Genomic DNA, 16,272 nt, shown 5'->3' with positions numbered 1-16,272 from the left:
TTAATTGTTATTCACTCCCGAATTTGCGAGACTTTTTCAACTAATATTATAGCTTACATATTTACTAAAAAGTGAATTTAAATTCTTATATTACGTACTAGTATATACATCAAATTACATGAATCTGGTCATATTCGAACACAAAAAAATAGAGCCCTCACGGACTCTATTTTTTATTAATCTTTATAAAATGTATCTCTAACGGCATTTGTAACTGCTATCTTAACATGAGCATACGACAATCCACCTTGAATATATAGTGAATATGGTGGTCTGATTGGTCCATCAGAAGACAACTCTATTGTTGATCCTTCGGTGAAGCTCCCGGATGCCATGATTACTTCATCTTCATATCCATCTTGATGACTTGGGATTGGATCTACGAATGAATTCATTGGTGAATAATGTTGAATGGCGGCGCAGAACTTGATCATTGGATCTGGATCTCCAAACGAGACTGTTTGGACGATATCTGTTCTTGGTGCATCCCATTTTGGTGAGACGTTCATTCCCATTTCTTCACACAAGGCTGCAGTGAACACTGTCCCTTTCAATGCTTCTCCAGTTGTATGTGGTGCTAAGAAAAATCCTTGATAGAAGTCTCGCAAATATCCCCAAGTTGCTCCTTCGCCTTTTCCTGCTCCAGGAACTGTTAATCTTGATCCCGCGCCATTAATTAAATCTTCATGTCCTACGATATAAGCTCCACTTTTGACAATTCCTGCACCAGCATTTTTGTAAAGAGAGCCGGCCATGATATCTGCTCCATAAAATGTAGGTTCTTCTAATTCTGAAAATTCTCCGTAGCAGTTGTCGACAAAAATGATTGCATTTGGCAGGATGCCTTTGACAAACTTGATCATCTTGGCAATCTTTTCAACTGTAAAACTATCACGAACAGCATAGCCACGTGATCTTTGAATTGCGACTACCTTGATATTTTTATCAGCTTTCAAATCTTTTTCGGCAGTTTGATAATCTACTGAGCCGTCCTCCAACAATTCGGTAGCTTTAAAGTTGATTCCATAATCTGTCATTGTTCCTTGGTTATCACCTGCGATACCGATAACTTCTTGAATAGTATCGTAAGGTGTTCCTGTTAGGTAATACAAGGTATCTCCAGGTCTCAACATACTGAACAAAGCTGTAGAAATTGCATGTGTTCCTGAAGCAAATTGTGGACGAACTAGTGCATCGTCAGTTTTGAAATAACCTGCATAGATTTTCTCAATTTTGTCACGACCGATGTCATCATATCCATAACCAGTCGAAGGAACTAGATCTTCCTCACCTACTTGGTTCTCTCTAAATAGGTTCAATACTCGTTGCTGTGTATATAAAACTTGTTGATCGATCTCCTCAATTTTTGGTTGGATCATATCTTCGACTTTTGCTATTTTATCACTTAAATCCTTTGGTAAATCCTCTTTCCATGACAATGCCATGTATAAATTCCTCCTCAATTATTCAGGTAACACTTCTGCTTGAACCCGAATTTTTCCCTCTTTATCTTTATTCCAATAAACTCCTTGGATTTCTGGAACGAATCCTGGAAATTGTTCGATTGCTCCAACTAACACTTCAAAATACGACTGGTCTAACTTTTGCCATTTTTCGCCGGGCGCAACGATAAACACTCCTGGTGGATATGGTAACGCTCCTTCAAGTGCAGTGCGACCCACGATTTCATCCAAATTAACTAAGGTACTCTTATTTTTCATAAATAATTTATCCGCGTGTTCTGGAGAAAACTCGTAGTCTTGCATATCTGGTTTACTAAATAGCTTCTGTTGAAGTCTAAACGTACGATTGCTGGAATAATACTCGTGCATTTCCTGACACAATTGTTTCAAAGTATATCCAGCATAACGGTCTGGGTTAGATGCTGTTAACCGTGGCATCACTTTTGATAACGGAGCATCGTTCAAATAGTATTCTTCAAATTTCAAAAATGCGTTCAATAATGTATCCAATTCTTCGTCTGTATCACCTGGTACTAGCAAGAATAGTAATGAATTCAAATCATCCTTGGCACGGATGATTCTCTGTTCAGTTAAGTATTCTGCAACGACTGGACCAGGAATCCCTCGATCTTCATATTCAGCATTCTCGATATCTATTCCAGGCGTTATAACGGTCAGTTTGAGTGGATCCAACATTACTTGACCATCAGCCACCTTCTTGAATCCATGCCACTTATCAGTTGATTTTAAGTACCAGAGATCTGGATTCGTTGCCAATTCTTCAGTCGACATATTTTCGAATCCGTCTGGAACCAAAGGTTTGAATAACTTGGAGCGTTGTAACAGTTTCTTTCGCCATTCAATACCTTGTCGCAGCGTTTTATCCCACCACATTTTATTACCCTTACCACTAGTTAGAAAGGCGTTAACAGTAAGTGATGCGTATATAGGATATGAATAGCTCGACGTTACGAATTTTAGATACGCGTTGTTGAAATGCTTGTGGTCAATGTATCTATCCTGTCCTTTTAAGTGACTATCTTTTTTCAAAATTTGCGATGTCTGTGCTAATCCTGCTTGCTGTTTATGCAGTGATTGTGTAACCAAGATACCAGGGTCGTCCGGGCCGTAATCATATGAAAGTGGTGACAAGTGTTCCATGATAGGAAGAAATTGTTCAAATCCACCCCAGGCACAATCGAATAAGATGTAATCACATAATTTACCAATCTTATCGATGATCCACTTGGCGTTATAAAATACTCCATCATACGTTTCAAGTTGTAACACTGCCAATCTAAAAGGACGTTTCGCTTTGGCTTTTTCAGGATCGACCTTTGCAATTTCAGCCCGAAGTTTATCCTCATCTAAAAATTCTGGGTCCATCTCACCAATTAAACCTAGTGGATTCCTGTCAGTTGGAATATAAACTGGTTTAGCTCCACTCATGACCAAAGCGCTGTTATATAGTGATTTGTGATTATTTCTATCGAATAATACAAGATCCCCTTCAGTCAGGGCGGCGCTGGCGCAGATTGAGTTTGAACTTGTCGTTCCATTTGTACAGAAGTAAACTTTGTCGGCGTGATATGTCTCAGCTGCCTTTTGTTCAGCATCAAGTGGTGTGCCTTCGTGAGTCATCGTATCTCCGAGTTCAGCGACAGTATCACTGACATCGGCGTACATTAAATTCTTACCAAAGAAACGATTGAATATCACCCCAGCCGGATGTTTTTCATAATATTGTCCGTTATGATGCCCCGGTGTAGTAAAACTAATTGGCTTATCTTCCGCAAAATTAATTAAGTCCGTTAAAAATTTTGGTACTGCATCGTTTTCATAAATTTCAATTTGTCTTTCAATCTGAGTTTTAACTTCTGCTTCATCCAGATCCAAGTCGACCTCGATTACAGGAACGTTCAACCCAGATTCATCCAAAAGACTGTCAGATGTTGCTTTTGCATCTGCATCTTGCCTTGAATAAACAATAGCGGCTAACTCGGAAACTTCAATATTTTTAGCTAAATCTATTTCTTCCCACTCAGTTGGAAGAAATCTATTTACATCTTTTGTGTGTGCAATTTTCAGAAAATTCATACATTTCTCCTATTTTCTTCAATTATTTTCAAATAAAACTATGCAAACGACACATTATTCCCTACAATTGTTTTGGAAATAATTTAATTATTATGCAATACCAATTATGTTACAGCTTTGATTATATATATCTGTAGAGGTACTACACAAGTGAAAATCTATACTTCTTCAATTAGCCATAAGCCTCCAAATATGAAAATGCTGATTTAATCACTTTTTCATAAATATTGGGGGAATTAAATTGAACGAATTAGAACCAACAAAAAAGCACTATCTAAAGTGGCAAGTCATCGCACTGATCGACTTTGTTACTATTATTAGTTTTGAAAATATCTTTTATCCATTTCAAAATCAGGGATTATCTGTTGTAATTTCTTGGATCTTCCTATTATTCGCGTATGTTATTCCATACGAATTGATTGTTAGTCAATTGAGTTTAACTTTCGATAACCAAAGCGGTGGTCTTGCTTCATGGGTCCGTCGTAGTAGCAGTGACCGTCTTGGTTACTGGACTTCATGGATGTACTGGGTACAGAGTGTTCCCTACATCGTTGACGTTTCCAACTCCGTCATCGTTTCATTCAGTTGGATGTTCTTAGGTAACAACACGCTAGATAAGAGAATGTCGACATTCTGGTTTGGAATGCTAACTTTCGCTATTATTTTGATTTTTATCTTGCTAGAAAATGTTTTCAAAAATTCTCTAGAAATATTGTCACTTATCGGTGGTGGCGCAATGTTCATCATGTCTGTACTTTTCGTATTGTTAGCTGGTTATTCAGTTATGCACGGTACACACATTGCTACACAACCCTTCAACTGGGGAGCATTCATGCCAAACTTTAGTTTGAAATACTTCTCAACTACCGGATTATTGATTTTCGCCATGTCTGGTGCGGAACTTGCCGCTCCATACATCGTCCAAATGCGCGATCCAAAACACGAATTTCCAAAAGCAATGTGGTTATTGGCTCTAATGACTGCCTTCCTGACTATCTTCGGAACGCTGGCACTGGCAATGTTCTTCAACGCTAACCACATCCCACATGACTTCAAAATGAATGGTCCTTACTATGCCTTCAGTTTATTAGGCCAAAGCTTGGGATTAGGAAAAATCCTGATGTATATCTTTGCGGTCGTCCAAGCAGTATTCATGATGGCTCAATTAGCAGTCTTGCTTGATGCATCCAGTCGTGTCTTTGCCGGTGATGTTGCCGACAAGTTCATGCCAAAATGGATGACTAAGAAAAATAAAAATGGTCGTCCAATTCACAGTTATATGATGACTTCTGGATTGAGTTTATTCCTATTACTTTTAACAGGTACACTTCCAAACATCAATACGATTTATAACTGGTTACTTAACATCAACGGTATCATTTCACCTTATAAGACCGCTTGGGTATTCTTCGCCTTTGTCGCTGTACGTTGGCAAACGAAGAAATTCAAATCTGATTATGTCTTTATTAATAATCGAACCGGAGCTTTACTAGTCGGTGGATGGTGTTTAGTCTTTACCTTTGTCTGTGCAACTTTAGGATTCATTCCTCAAGAAGCCAGCTTTGGCACCAAAGCATTTGATCATCAATTACTATTAAATATTATTACCGTTATCGTACTATTTGGTTTAGGATTCGTAATGCCAATAATGCGTAGACGTGAATTGAAAAAAGAAGCAGCATAATAAATAAGCCTTGGGAAAATTCCCAAGGCTTTTTCTATTTTATAGGTAAACTGAAAACAAAATTGGATTCTAACTCTTGTATCTTCCAACCCTGCTCAGTACGAATATATTTGCAATTATACTTCGCACACTCTGTCATAGTTGTCTGCTTGCCATCAATTTTAGCCTGCCAAGTAACCTGATTATATGTAACCCCATCTGCCGTATCACCGTGCAAATTAATAACACACTGACCATTTAGGTGATAGACAAATTTGAAGTCGAGACCAGGATCATTGAACATCTGATAAATATTGTCCTTACCGTTTACTTCAGCATTCACAGTTGTTTCATGAACTACTCTAAAAACAGCATCGTCTGTAAAATCCATCGTTTGACCTTCAACGTCTCCATCATCCGCACACGTCGATAATCGATTCATGATTTCTTGTATTTCCATTTTATCTGACATTTCTTGTAAATTCATATTCTCATCCCCTCTTAATTATTATTACTTGTGCTACAATTTTAATACACGTTCATTACTATTTGATGTTTTAATAAACAATTTTGTTTATTTTAAAATTAAAATAAGTTATACTGTTGCGATACGTCAAAAAGGGATAAGCTCAACATAATAGCTGACTACCACTATCACCGATCGCGGTGGTATTTTTTTTGAACAAATATACTTTGAGGGAAGTACAAGGGGGTTAAAAATGCAACTCAAGAATAAAAGATCCATTTATATTTTGATATTTAGTAACTTTTTGATTTGTTTGGGGATTGGATTAGTTATACCAGTCACTCCATTCATTAAAAATGAATTTCACTATACAACTTCTGACATGGGGGTTATGACATCACTTTTCGCTTTAGCGCAGTTCGTGGCGTCACCTATCGTTGGTCGAATTTCTGATAAAATCGGTCGTCGCCCAGTTATAGTTGTGGGTCTATTCACATATGCCATTTCTGAAGTCATTTTTGCCTTGGCAACAACCTTACCCGTCTTCAATATTTCCCGTGTAATCGGAGGATTGTCGGCAGCTATGGTTATTCCAACATCAATGGCCTTGGCTTCTGATCTAACAACCTTAAAAGAGCGTGCTAAAGTTATCGGCTGGCTATCAGCTGCCTTTAGTGGTGGTTTGATTCTTGGACCCGGTATCGGTGGAATGCTTGCCAATATCGATTACAAGACACCATTCTGGTTCGCTGCCGGATTGGGACTACTCAGTGCGTTATTTACTCAATTCTTCTTGCATGATGCAGAAAAATCCGAAGATGAGAAATCAAGAGATTTACGTGGTAATGAAAAAGGATTGGCAGCTTATAAAGCTATCATGACCGCACCATTGGTAATCCTATTTACAATGATTTTAATATCATCATTTGGACTTCAAGGATTCGAAAGTATCTATAGTATTTACGTTAACCAAGTCTTCAATTTCAACATCGGTACAATTGCATTGGTGCTAACTTTAAACGGAATAATATCGTTGATTTTACAAGTCAGCCTCTTCAGCTGGTTAGTCAACCGACTAGGAGAAATCAGACTCATTGGAATCTGTTTTGCTCTAAGTGCAATTTCAGTAGGCTGGATACTGTTCGCAAAGTCACACGTAGAAGTAATCATCGCAACATTGATCGTATTTTCTTCATTCGACTTACTCAGACCAGCCATCACAACCTTATTGACAAAAGCAGGCAAAGCTAACCAACAAGGATTGATCAACGGTATGAACATGTCACTAACAAGTGTCGGTAACATCATCGGACCACTAATGTCAGGTGCCTTAATGGACTGGAATCCTCACTCACCATATACCGTTGTAGTAGTAATTTTGCTACTGTCATTTATTTTTACATTCATTGTAAGAAAGTTCCCAGTATTGGCAACCGAAAACTAGTAGCAGAAAATTATCTAATATGATAAAATACCATGATATACAAAACACCGCCGGGTGTCATTACACTGAAGTATCTCTACAATTCCGTTAGGCCATAGAAGGAATTGTGGGGGTACTTTATTTTTTTGGAGGTATTTATGAATTGGATTTATTTACTATTGGCAGGATTATTTGAAGTAGTGTGGGCAACGACCATGAAAATGAGTCATGGTTTCACCAAACTAAATTTCACCATTATGACTATTGTAGGAATGATTGTCAGTTTCGCATTGCTAGCTCAAGCAACCAAAACTCTGCCTTTAAGTTTAGCTTACCCGATTTGGACTGGTATTGGAGCCGTCGGTTCGATCATAGCTGGAGTGATATTATTTGGAGACAAGATTTCGTTGTTGACTTGGTTCTTTATTGTACTTCTGCTGATCAGTATTATCGGAATTAAGGCCAGTGCTTAGTTTTCCGTCTCCAGGACTGAGATCACTACCCTGATTTCCGTCTCCAGGACTGAGATCACTACCCTGCTGTGCGGGACGGTCCGAGCCTTGGTCTCGTACCTTGGTTTGAAGTCTTACCATGGACCGGTAAGTCTCCAAACTCACCCGGTGGTGTAATGGCTAAAGCCATAACGCCACTCTCACAGCTGGTCCGTGTTCTCAGTCCTTCCGACTAATTTATTAGGAAACTTGAAACTAGTGTAAAAAATTTCAAACATGAAAAAGAGTTGTATCCTTTGATTCAATTGAGGATACAACTCTTTTTTCGTATGCATTTATGAATATAAATAGGACGCGGACCAAATAACATTCATCGAAAACGTTACTATGTAGCACTCGAATTCAGAACAAATCCAGTCAGGTGGCGAAGCACCACGGGGAATACGCCGTGCAATTTATCTTAGATCGGCGATAGTCCGAGTTTAGATAAAGGTTGTAAAAAAAGACCGCATTTTGGCTTTTTTTCAAGCCATGGCGTGCCCACCCCGTGGAGCGAAGCCACCAGACGGAATAATACTTAAACTTATCTTTCTTCATAATACAAAATTGCATATTGAAAAACATAACCACTAAGTCTACTATTTTCAGCAATTACTATTTAGTGGGTGATTTTATGACACAAGCACATGCTAACAGAAACCTGTTGCTAGTCGCTTTTATGTGGGGAACTAGTTATACCTTTATCAAAATGGCAATTGCGGGAAATATGCCACCATCAGTTATTAATGGATTACGTGGACTTATTTCAGCAATTTTAGTATATATATTTTTTCATAAAGTCGTTAACGACATGACATTGGAAGAACTAGAGCTTGGATCGATCGCAGGCTTATTAAATTTCGTAGTTGTCCAATTACAGTCAACAGGTCTGCAATTCACAACTTCAAGTAATAGCTCGTTTATAACTGCCACATATGTCATCTTTCTCCCATTCTTTACCTGGATATTTTTTGGAAAAACACCACCGAAAAAAATATATGTTTCAATTGTCATTTGCATGATTGGAATGCTTTTTCTGACAAAAATAATCACTAATGGATTAGAGATCCATATCGGTGATACTTTAACAATTCTGACTGCAATAGTCTTCGCCGGTCAATTAGCATATTACAGTTTCACAATGCAAAAAGTTCGGCCACAAAATATCGCATTTTTATTAGGCGCAGTCCAAGCAGTATTAGCCCTAATATATTCAACGACAATCGATCTGCAAAGACTACCCCAAATAAATTGGCAACAATCAATCATCCCAGTAATAATCCTAGGAGTAGTAGCAACTTTTGCAGCACAAGTGTTGCAAGTTTCCAGCCAAAAGTACATCGATACCGTAACCGCAGGACTAATACTAATGACAGAATCCCTATTTGCCAGCATAATCTCAGTAATATTCGGCTTCGAACCAATGACAAAACAGTTAATAATAGGTGGAACCCTGATAATAATCTCCACACTAATAGCAGAATTCGACATAAGAGGTCTAATAACAAGATACATAGTAACGAAAAAAAGAGTTCATTTCAGAAAATGAAATGAACTCTTTTGCTTCAAAAAAATAACATATTTATCAATAAAAATAGGACGCATACCAAATAACATTCATCGAAAACGTTGCTATGTAGCACTCGAATTCAGAACAAACCCAGTCAGGTGGCGAAGCCCCACGGGGAAAAACGCCGTGCAATTTATCTTAGCTCGGCGATAGTCCGAGGTTAGATAAAGGTTGTAAAAAAAGACCGCATTTTGGCTTTTTTTCAACCCATGGCGTGGCCACCCCGTGGAGCGAAGCCACCAGACGGAAGGATAGCGTCTAAACCAATCCCTGAGCCAACATAGCTTTAGCAACCTTTTCGAAACCAGCAATGTTAGCCCCTGCTTGATAATCCTTGTCCAAGCCATATTCCTTATCAGCAGCATCAGACATCTCATAGATATTTTCCATAATACCCTTCAAACGAGTATCAACATCATCAAATGACCATGACAAACGTTCACTGTTTTGACTCATTTCAAGAGCAGAAACAGCGACACCACCAGCATTGGCAGCCTTGGCAGGACCATAAATAACTTTATTAGCCTTGTAGGCAGCGATAGCTTCGGTAGTACTTGGCATATTAGCACCTTCAGCAACATACTTAACGCCATCTTTAACGATAAGTTTGGCTTCATCGCCATCGATCTCATTTTGAGTTGCGCATGGTAAAGCAATATCGTAATCGATATCTAGGTCCCAAACTGAACCTTCTGAATACTTAGCTGTTGAAATCTTTTCAGCATATTCCTTGATACGTCCACGTTCAACCTCTTTAATTTGTTGAACTGTTGCAAGGTCGATACCATTTGGATCATAAACATAACCATTTGAATCAGACACCGTTACAACTTTGGCACCCTCTTCAGTAGCTTTCTTCAGAGCATAAATGGCAACGTTACCTGATCCTGAAATCTTAACTGTTTTGCCTTTTAGACTGTCATTCTGTCCCTTGATCAAGGCATTCAAGTAGTAAATCAAACCATAACCAGTTGCTTCAGTTCTGGCAAGACTTCCACCATATTCCAAACCTTTACCAGTTAAAATACCATTTTGTGATCCATTCAAACGTTTGTATTGGCCGTATAAGAAACCAATTTCACGTCCACCGACACCGATATCACCAGCTGGAACATCCAAATCTGGCCCAATATGTTTTTGTAGTTCTGTCATAAAGCTTTGGCAGAATCGCATGATTTCTGCATCTGACTTACCTTTGGGGTCGAAATCACTTCCACCTTTACCACCACCGATTGGTAGTCCAGTAAGACTATTCTTGAATATTTGTTCAAAACCTAAGAATTTAACGATACTCAAGTTAACACTGGGGTGTAATCTCAAGCCACCTTTGTAAGGTCCGATTGCTGAATTAAATTGTACACGGAATCCACGGTTTACTTTAAATGAACCATCATCTGCTTGCCATGGAACACGGAATTGAAATGCACGTTCTGGTTCAACTAATGAACCTAAAATATTTGCTTTGATGTATTCTGGATGTTTTGCAAGTACTGGTTTCAAACTGTCCAGAACTGTAAATGCAGCTTCTTGAAATTCTGGTTGATTAGGATCACGATGCTTGATCGTATCCTTCAAATCTTTAATATAACCTTCAACGTCTGCCATATAACTACCTACCTTATTCATAGTTAGATTCTTTCAAATCATTCAATAATCCAATGTTAAAACACTTTCATCAAATTAATCAAATAAGTGAATGAATTTATTATAGCACCATATTAAAAAATATGACTTTGTATTAGAAAAAAACTAATTTAAATATGAATGCTTTTTGACAATAATTGTTGACACGGTGTCACTTTTCGAATATAGTATCAACTAATGACACAGTGTCACTTTCTTGGGAGGTACTTATGGTTTCAACAACATTCGAAAACTTGAACAAAGATAAAAAGCAAAATATAACCAAAGCACTATTAACTGAATTCTCACACCATCCCCTATCTGGTAGTAAGGTATCAAGAATCGTTGCAGAATCTGGTATTGCCAGAGGTGCTTTCTATAAGTACTTCGACGATCTGAATGATGCATATATGTATGTTTACGGTCAAGCGATGACTGGCATTCATAGCGATTTCAAACGTGAGCCAGGAATTTCATATTCACCAGAAAAATATCGTGACGAATTAAAAAGTTTCGTAGATCAAGCAAGTAACAGTGAATATTTCGATTTAATAAAAATGCACATTACGACTAACGAAGACCTGATCGAACATAACAAAATAAGTAAAGATGAAGATATTATGTTCAAGGCACATCTAGACGCAAAAACTTGGGCAATCGCTGTTTTAACTCACGAAACAATTAAATTGATTTTATTACATCCCGAGTCAAAAAAAGAACTCTTGGACAGATTTTACCAAGCTGTCTGCGACTTAAGTATTAAGGAGAAAGAATAATGTTTTTAGCACTCAAAGAAATCAAACATGAAAAATTAAGATACAGCCTTATTATCGCAATGATTGTCTTGATCAGTTATTTGATTTTCGTTCTGACAAGCCTCGCACTTGGATTAGCAAACGAGAATACTGAGGCAATTGATTCTTGGAACGTCCGTAGCATTCTGTTGAATAAAGACTCAAACATCAGTTTAGGACAATCGACAATTACAAATGAGCAAGCAGATGACATCAATCTGACCAAAAAGGATGCATACGTTGGTTCTGCCTCAGTTGTTGCAAAATCTTCAGGTCATTCACAAATTTCTTCAACTTATTTGGGATTAGATAAAAATCAATTTATCGAAAATAACCTCAAATTATCCAGCGGTCATAAAGTTAGAAATGATAAACAAATTGTCGCTGATGAAAAGTTTAAAGATAGCGGTTATAAATTAGGTGACAAAGTTAAACTCGATTCTTCTTCGGGTAAATTTACAATTGTTGGTTTCACCAAAAACGCCAAACTAAATGTTGCCCCTGTGTTGTATGGAACATTATCTGGTTGGCAAACTCTTAAGGGAATGGGATCAACAATGAAGGCCAGTGCGGTCGTTTCTAAAAACACAAAAGTGGATAATTCCAATTCAAACTTGAAAACATACAGCATCAATACATTCATTGATAAACTACCTGGTTACACTGCTCAAAATTCAACTTTCACCTTTATGATTGCCTTTTTGATGATCATCTCACTGATAGTCATCGCGGTGTTCTTATACATTTTGACGATCCAAAAACTACCAAACTATGCAGTTTTACGTGCACAAGGAATCCCCGCAAACGTCTTAGTTAAGACAACGATTTTCCAATCGATAATTTTAGTTTTGGCAGGATTAATTATTGGAACTATCTTGACGGTGTTAACGGCGTTACTGATACCAACGAGCGTGCCAATGAATTTCAACTTCCCAATGCTCTCGCTTGTAGCGCTTGGACTAATAATAACTAGCATTCTAGGGGCAATAATTCCGGTCAGAACTATTCTTAAAGTAGACCCCGTAACTGTGATTGGAGGATAAATTATGACAGCAATCGAACTACACGACATCAATAAAGAATTCGGCAGTGGCTTGAGCCGTGTCAAAGTTTTAAACAACGTTAATTTCAAAGCGAATAAAGGCGAACTGGTATTGGTTCTTGGTCCATCGGGTTCCGGTAAAAGTACCTTCTTAACAATCACTGGCGGACTTCAAACTGCTACCTCTGGCGACGTTACCCTGGATCAGAATAATATCAGTAAAATTTCAAAACGTGATATGGAAAATTTTCGATTGAATAAAATCGGTTTCGTGTTGCAAGCTTATAATTTAGTACCCTATTTGACCGTCAAAGAGCAATTTAAATTAGTAGATAAGGTCAAAAAATCTCATAACCTGGATAACGAACAACTAATGACTTTGCTAAAAACTCTGGAAATCGATGACCTCATCAACAAATATCCGAGTGAGTTATCTGGTGGCCAGAACCAACGTGTTGCAATCGCCAGAGCACTCTACACCGACCCAGAAATAATCTTAGCCGATGAACCGACTGCATCCCTTGATACTGGACGTGTAGACGAAGTTGGCGAATTATTACAATCACTGGCTAAACAACAAAATAAAGCAGTCGTCGTTGTTACACATGATCTTCGATTAGAAAATTATGCCGATCGTATTTATGAAATCATGGATGGTAGCATGACCGAACGTGTAAATTAAAGAGAAACCATTGCGGTTTCTTTTTTTTATAATAATAGTGGACAAAGTCCACCAAATGATTATAATGGACTTTGTCCACTAAAAGGAGAAATTATGTTATCACTTGAAGAAATTGCCACCATTCGTTCTTTTAATAGGAAATACACAACCGTCTTAGGACTGTTGAACCGACAAGTTTTTGATACCACGCTGAGTTTTACAGAAGCACGAGTTCTTCAAAAAATTGCTGAAATACCAAACATCTCACCTAAAAACATTGCCAACAATTTGGGATTGGATCCCAGCTACACTAGTCGGATTTTGAAAAAGTTAAATAAGCTAGATTTGGTTAACATCGTTGCCTCTTCTGTCGACGCTAGGTCTAAAATACTTTCATTAACAGCCGATGGAGAAAATCAGGTCAAGATTTTGGATGAGGATTCAAATATTCAAATCGAAGACTTGATTGCTGATCTTAGTCCTGCTGAACAGACTGAGTTATACCAATCATTCTCAACAATCGAAAAGATTCTATTTAATAAGGAGCACTAATCCATGTGGGAAGTAAAACAATTTAAAGATTTAACCAAAGATGAAATTTTCCAAATGTACAAACTGAGATCTGAAGTATTCGTAGTTGAACAAGACCGATTGTACCAAGACGTTGACGACATTGATTTAACTGCTTACCACCTACTTAATCTAGAAGATAATATTTTGAAAGCTTACGCACGTATTTTTCCAGAAGATGATCACATATCTTTTGGTCGTGTGGTCGTATCTAAACAAAAACGTGGAACTGGAATGGGTGGAAAACTAGTTAAAAAAATACTCGTGACTATCAAAAATGAATTTCCAAATCAGAATATTGAGATTCATGCTGAGGACTATGTCCAACACTTCTATGAGAAATTCGGTTTCAAAAGAATTGGTGAAGTTATAACTTTCAATAATTCTCCTCATGTCAAAATGGTTCTAAAAAATCAGCCTGCTTTGAAACACTGATATCAAGCTATTCATTTATCTATACTGTAATGATTCCTATTTAATAACGATTAATATCTATTGAAATATTCACAAAAAGATATATCATTAAATATAGATACTCGAAAGGAGATTATTTATGTTTATTAACAAAGAAATACCCGACTTTAATGTCAAAGGTTATCAACAAGGTGAAATCAACGATTACACTAAAAAAGACTTGTTAGGAAAATGGTCAATCATTTTCTTCTACCCTGCAGACTTCTCATTTGTATGTCCTACTGAATTAAGCGACCTACAAGATGATTATGCAGAGTTCCAAAAATGCAACGCTGAGATTTATTCAGTTTCTGTTGATAGTCAATTTTCACATAAGGCATGGGCTGATGCTACTGATACCATCAAGAAGATCCAATACCCAATGCTTTCTGACCAAACTCATCAACTTTCAAATTACTTCGACTTACTTGACGACGAAAGTGGTCAAGCATACCGTGGTGTATTCATCGTAAATCCTGAAGGTATCATCAAATCATACACAATCAACGCAATGGGAATTGGTAGAAACGCCGATGAAATTCTCAGAACATTGCAAGCTGCACAATTTGTTGCCGAAAATGGCGATGACGTTTGTCCTGCAAACTGGCATCCTGGTGACAAAACAATCAAGCCTTCAACTGACTTGGTTGGTAAAATCTAATTTAATCCAAACAAAAACTCTGATGTTAATAAACATCAGAGTTTTTTTGTTAATTGGTAACTTTTTTCAATCAAATTAGCTAGTTCTGTTTTTGATTCGATTTCCTGAATATCGACCGTCAACCAATGTATCTTGTCAAAGTGTTGACCTTGCAAAATATATGGAACGGCTTCGATCAAATCCGATGCCACTGATGGATTGGCTTTTAAATCTACAAACAGTTTGTCATCTTTAACGTAAACTAAAGCAAATATCTTTTTACTATCTTTATGGCGAACGGCGTGAAATATCATTTTATTACGGGTAAATCCATTAAACGGTTCATCCACACTAACATCCCTGTCTTCACTGATAAACTTGATCAATTCTACTTCAGTTAATTCCATCCTCAAGCAACTCCTCGATAGCACTTATGACCTCAAGTCTAACCCACCTATGATTGAGTATTCAAGTTTACCAATCTTAGCAGCACCAACTTTATTGTGATCGTTTCCGTAATCCATTTGCCATAAATGATTGTCAGTTTGAATATGATTTTCTGTGCAATAGGAATTAAGCATTTTTAATCCGTGTACGATACCTTCCCCAGTGTTTTCCACATAAATACTGATATACTTTCCGCCGTCCTTTTTCATTACTGGGATAAAAACTTGTTTTGAGTCAACGATGGTTTCTTTCAGAATTCTAAACCCTGCATCTGCATATCCGCTTGGATTTGTGACTGGTAAATCTGTTAAGAATCCCGAATCGCCCGTATCCATAACTGCCAATGAATCAAGCTGCTTATAAAATTCAGCAAACAATTCAGCAATCTCCTCTTCGGTGCAAGAGACAGTTTGACGTGAACACCAAAAGAATTTATCAAAGTTTTTTGTAATCATAGGTTGATATAAAACTACGTTCTTATCAACAGGTTTCTGTTCCAAACGTTGATCAATGACTGTTTGAATGTGCTCTAATTCATGAATTTTAGTTGAAACCCTCTCTTGTGCGCCTAACAATTTATCTGAAGTGGTTTCTTGTGAATTCTTGATTTCTCTAATTTCTTCGACCGACATCCCCAGCTTTCTTAGTCCGAGAATAAACATTAAATCATACAGCTGGTTGTATTCATAGTACCGATAACTTGCGTCTGTTTTTTCCGCAGGCGAAAACAAACCTTGTTCATCATAATAAATCAGCGTTCTTCGAGTAGTACTGGCCAACTTTGCCATCTCACTTATCTTTAACATTTAAACTCTCCTTTCAAACTGTGACGTTTCGTTACATTACTAATATTATCATTTATTAATTGG

The 16,272-nt window shown here is 37.5% G+C and carries 16 protein-coding genes; 10 read left to right on the top strand and 6 right to left on the bottom strand.

Annotated elements, in window-relative coordinates; genetic code table 11:
• Window positions 1-176: 176 nt before the first annotated feature.
• Both EKM63_RS04200 and EKM63_RS04195 read right to left on the bottom strand, forming a co-directional pair.
• Window positions 177-1,445 (bottom strand): methionine gamma-lyase family protein, encoded by a 1,269-nt coding sequence (locus EKM63_RS04200; protein WP_125704024.1) that lies wholly within the window; start codon window positions 1,443-1,445, stop codon window positions 177-179.
• Between the two features lie 18 nt (window positions 1,446-1,463).
• Entirely contained in the window at window positions 1,464-3,560 is a 2,097-nt protein-coding gene (locus EKM63_RS04195; RefSeq protein WP_125704022.1) for a putative ornithine decarboxylase, read from the bottom strand.
• 241 nt (window positions 3,561-3,801) lie between these two features.
• On the opposite strand from EKM63_RS04195, the gene EKM63_RS04190 reads away from it, so the two are divergent.
• A complete protein-coding gene (locus tag EKM63_RS04190; RefSeq protein ID WP_125704020.1) occupies window positions 3,802-5,244 on the top strand; it encodes an APC family permease in 1,443 nt (480 codons plus the stop codon).
• Window positions 5,245-5,278: 34 nt separating this feature from the next.
• Here the strand turns inward: EKM63_RS04190 and EKM63_RS04185 are convergent, their stop codons facing one another.
• Entirely contained in the window at window positions 5,279-5,710 is a 432-nt protein-coding gene (locus EKM63_RS04185) for a nuclear transport factor 2 family protein (protein ID WP_125704018.1), read from the bottom strand.
• A gap of 232 nt (window positions 5,711-5,942) precedes the next feature.
• On the opposite strand from EKM63_RS04185, the gene EKM63_RS04180 reads away from it, so the two are divergent.
• From EKM63_RS04180 to EKM63_RS04170, 3 genes are all read left to right on the top strand, one after another.
• Window positions 5,943-7,133 carry an MFS transporter gene (locus EKM63_RS04180; RefSeq protein WP_125704016.1) on the top strand — a complete coding sequence of 397 codons (1,191 nt, stop codon included), beginning with the start codon at window positions 5,943-5,945 and terminating at the stop codon, window positions 7,131-7,133.
• 137 nt (window positions 7,134-7,270) lie between these two features.
• Entirely contained in the window at window positions 7,271-7,585 is a 315-nt protein-coding gene (locus tag EKM63_RS04175) for a DMT family transporter (protein ID WP_125704014.1), read from the top strand.
• A 652-nt stretch (window positions 7,586-8,237) separates the two neighbouring features.
• On the top strand, window positions 8,238-9,152 hold the full coding sequence (locus EKM63_RS04170) for a DMT family transporter (protein WP_125704012.1): 915 nt from the start codon (window positions 8,238-8,240) through the stop codon (window positions 9,150-9,152).
• Window positions 9,153-9,431: 279 nt separating this feature from the next.
• Here the strand turns inward: EKM63_RS04170 and gdhA are convergent, their stop codons facing one another.
• Entirely contained in the window at window positions 9,432-10,778 is a 1,347-nt protein-coding gene (gene gdhA, locus EKM63_RS04165) for an NADP-specific glutamate dehydrogenase (RefSeq protein ID WP_125704010.1), read from the bottom strand.
• Between the two features lie 248 nt (window positions 10,779-11,026).
• Between gdhA and EKM63_RS04160 the strand changes: the two genes are divergently transcribed.
• From EKM63_RS04160 to EKM63_RS04135, 6 genes are all read left to right on the top strand, one after another.
• On the top strand, window positions 11,027-11,572 hold the full coding sequence (locus tag EKM63_RS04160) for a TetR/AcrR family transcriptional regulator (RefSeq protein ID WP_125704008.1): 546 nt from the start codon (window positions 11,027-11,029) through the stop codon (window positions 11,570-11,572).
• Window positions 11,572-12,633 carry an ABC transporter permease gene (locus EKM63_RS04155; protein WP_125704006.1) on the top strand — a complete coding sequence of 354 codons (1,062 nt, stop codon included), beginning with the start codon at window positions 11,572-11,574 and terminating at the stop codon, window positions 12,631-12,633. The genes EKM63_RS04160 and EKM63_RS04155 overlap by 1 nt, the downstream gene beginning before the upstream one ends.
• 3 nt (window positions 12,634-12,636) lie before the next feature.
• Window positions 12,637-13,314: an ABC transporter ATP-binding protein gene (locus tag EKM63_RS04150; RefSeq protein WP_125704004.1), complete on the top strand. Its 678-nt coding sequence runs from the start codon at window positions 12,637-12,639 to the stop codon at window positions 13,312-13,314.
• 93 nt (window positions 13,315-13,407) lie between these two features.
• On the top strand, window positions 13,408-13,845 hold the full coding sequence (locus tag EKM63_RS04145; protein WP_125704002.1) for a MarR family winged helix-turn-helix transcriptional regulator: 438 nt from the start codon (window positions 13,408-13,410) through the stop codon (window positions 13,843-13,845).
• Between the two features lie 3 nt (window positions 13,846-13,848).
• A complete protein-coding gene (locus tag EKM63_RS04140) occupies window positions 13,849-14,298 on the top strand; it encodes a GNAT family N-acetyltransferase (RefSeq protein WP_125704000.1) in 450 nt (149 codons plus the stop codon).
• Window positions 14,299-14,416: 118 nt separating this feature from the next.
• Window positions 14,417-14,977, top strand: a complete 561-nt coding sequence (locus tag EKM63_RS04135; RefSeq protein WP_125703999.1) for a peroxiredoxin — start codon at window positions 14,417-14,419, stop codon at window positions 14,975-14,977.
• 35 nt (window positions 14,978-15,012) lie between these two features.
• Here the strand turns inward: EKM63_RS04135 and EKM63_RS04130 are convergent, their stop codons facing one another.
• Both EKM63_RS04130 and EKM63_RS04125 read right to left on the bottom strand, forming a co-directional pair.
• Complete coding sequence (locus EKM63_RS04130; RefSeq protein WP_125703997.1) at window positions 15,013-15,363, bottom strand: MmcQ/YjbR family DNA-binding protein; 351 nt, start codon at window positions 15,361-15,363, stop codon at window positions 15,013-15,015.
• 24 nt (window positions 15,364-15,387) lie between these two features.
• A complete protein-coding gene (locus tag EKM63_RS04125; protein WP_125703995.1) occupies window positions 15,388-16,209 on the bottom strand; it encodes a MerR family transcriptional regulator in 822 nt (273 codons plus the stop codon).
• Between the last annotated feature and the right edge of the window lie 63 nt (window positions 16,210-16,272).

Origin of the sequence: Companilactobacillus mishanensis, assembly GCF_003946505.1 — a bacterium.
Classification (GTDB): Bacteria; Bacillota; Bacilli; order Lactobacillales; family Lactobacillaceae; genus Companilactobacillus; species Companilactobacillus mishanensis.
This window is presented reverse-complemented; position numbering and strand designations above follow the sequence as displayed.

Excerpts from the sequence above, each read along its gene's own strand:
- EKM63_RS04125 (WP_125703995.1), bottom strand. The coding sequence starts at position 16,209 with ATGTTAAAGATAAGTGAGATGGCAAAGTTGGCCAGTACTACTCGAAGA.
- EKM63_RS04180 (WP_125704016.1), top strand. The coding sequence starts at position 5,943 with ATGCAACTCAAGAATAAAAGATCCATTTATATTTTGATATTTAGTAAC.
- EKM63_RS04195 (WP_125704022.1), bottom strand. The coding sequence starts at position 3,560 with ATGAATTTTCTGAAAATTGCACACACAAAAGATGTAAATAGATTTCTT.
- EKM63_RS04200 (WP_125704024.1), bottom strand. The coding sequence starts at position 1,445 with ATGGCATTGTCATGGAAAGAGGATTTACCAAAGGATTTAAGTGATAAA.
- gdhA (WP_125704010.1), bottom strand. The coding sequence starts at position 10,778 with ATGGCAGACGTTGAAGGTTATATTAAAGATTTGAAGGATACGATCAAG.
- EKM63_RS04160 (WP_125704008.1), top strand. The coding sequence starts at position 11,027 with ATGGTTTCAACAACATTCGAAAACTTGAACAAAGATAAAAAGCAAAAT.
- EKM63_RS04175 (WP_125704014.1), top strand. The coding sequence starts at position 7,271 with ATGAATTGGATTTATTTACTATTGGCAGGATTATTTGAAGTAGTGTGG.
- EKM63_RS04135 (WP_125703999.1), top strand. The coding sequence starts at position 14,417 with ATGTTTATTAACAAAGAAATACCCGACTTTAATGTCAAAGGTTATCAA.
- EKM63_RS04155 (WP_125704006.1), top strand. The coding sequence starts at position 11,572 with ATGTTTTTAGCACTCAAAGAAATCAAACATGAAAAATTAAGATACAGC.
- EKM63_RS04130 (WP_125703997.1), bottom strand. The coding sequence starts at position 15,363 with ATGGAATTAACTGAAGTAGAATTGATCAAGTTTATCAGTGAAGACAGG.
- EKM63_RS04185 (WP_125704018.1), bottom strand. The coding sequence starts at position 5,710 with ATGAATTTACAAGAAATGTCAGATAAAATGGAAATACAAGAAATCATG.
- EKM63_RS04140 (WP_125704000.1), top strand. The coding sequence starts at position 13,849 with ATGTGGGAAGTAAAACAATTTAAAGATTTAACCAAAGATGAAATTTTC.
- EKM63_RS04170 (WP_125704012.1), top strand. The coding sequence starts at position 8,238 with ATGACACAAGCACATGCTAACAGAAACCTGTTGCTAGTCGCTTTTATG.
- EKM63_RS04145 (WP_125704002.1), top strand. The coding sequence starts at position 13,408 with ATGTTATCACTTGAAGAAATTGCCACCATTCGTTCTTTTAATAGGAAA.
- EKM63_RS04150 (WP_125704004.1), top strand. The coding sequence starts at position 12,637 with ATGACAGCAATCGAACTACACGACATCAATAAAGAATTCGGCAGTGGC.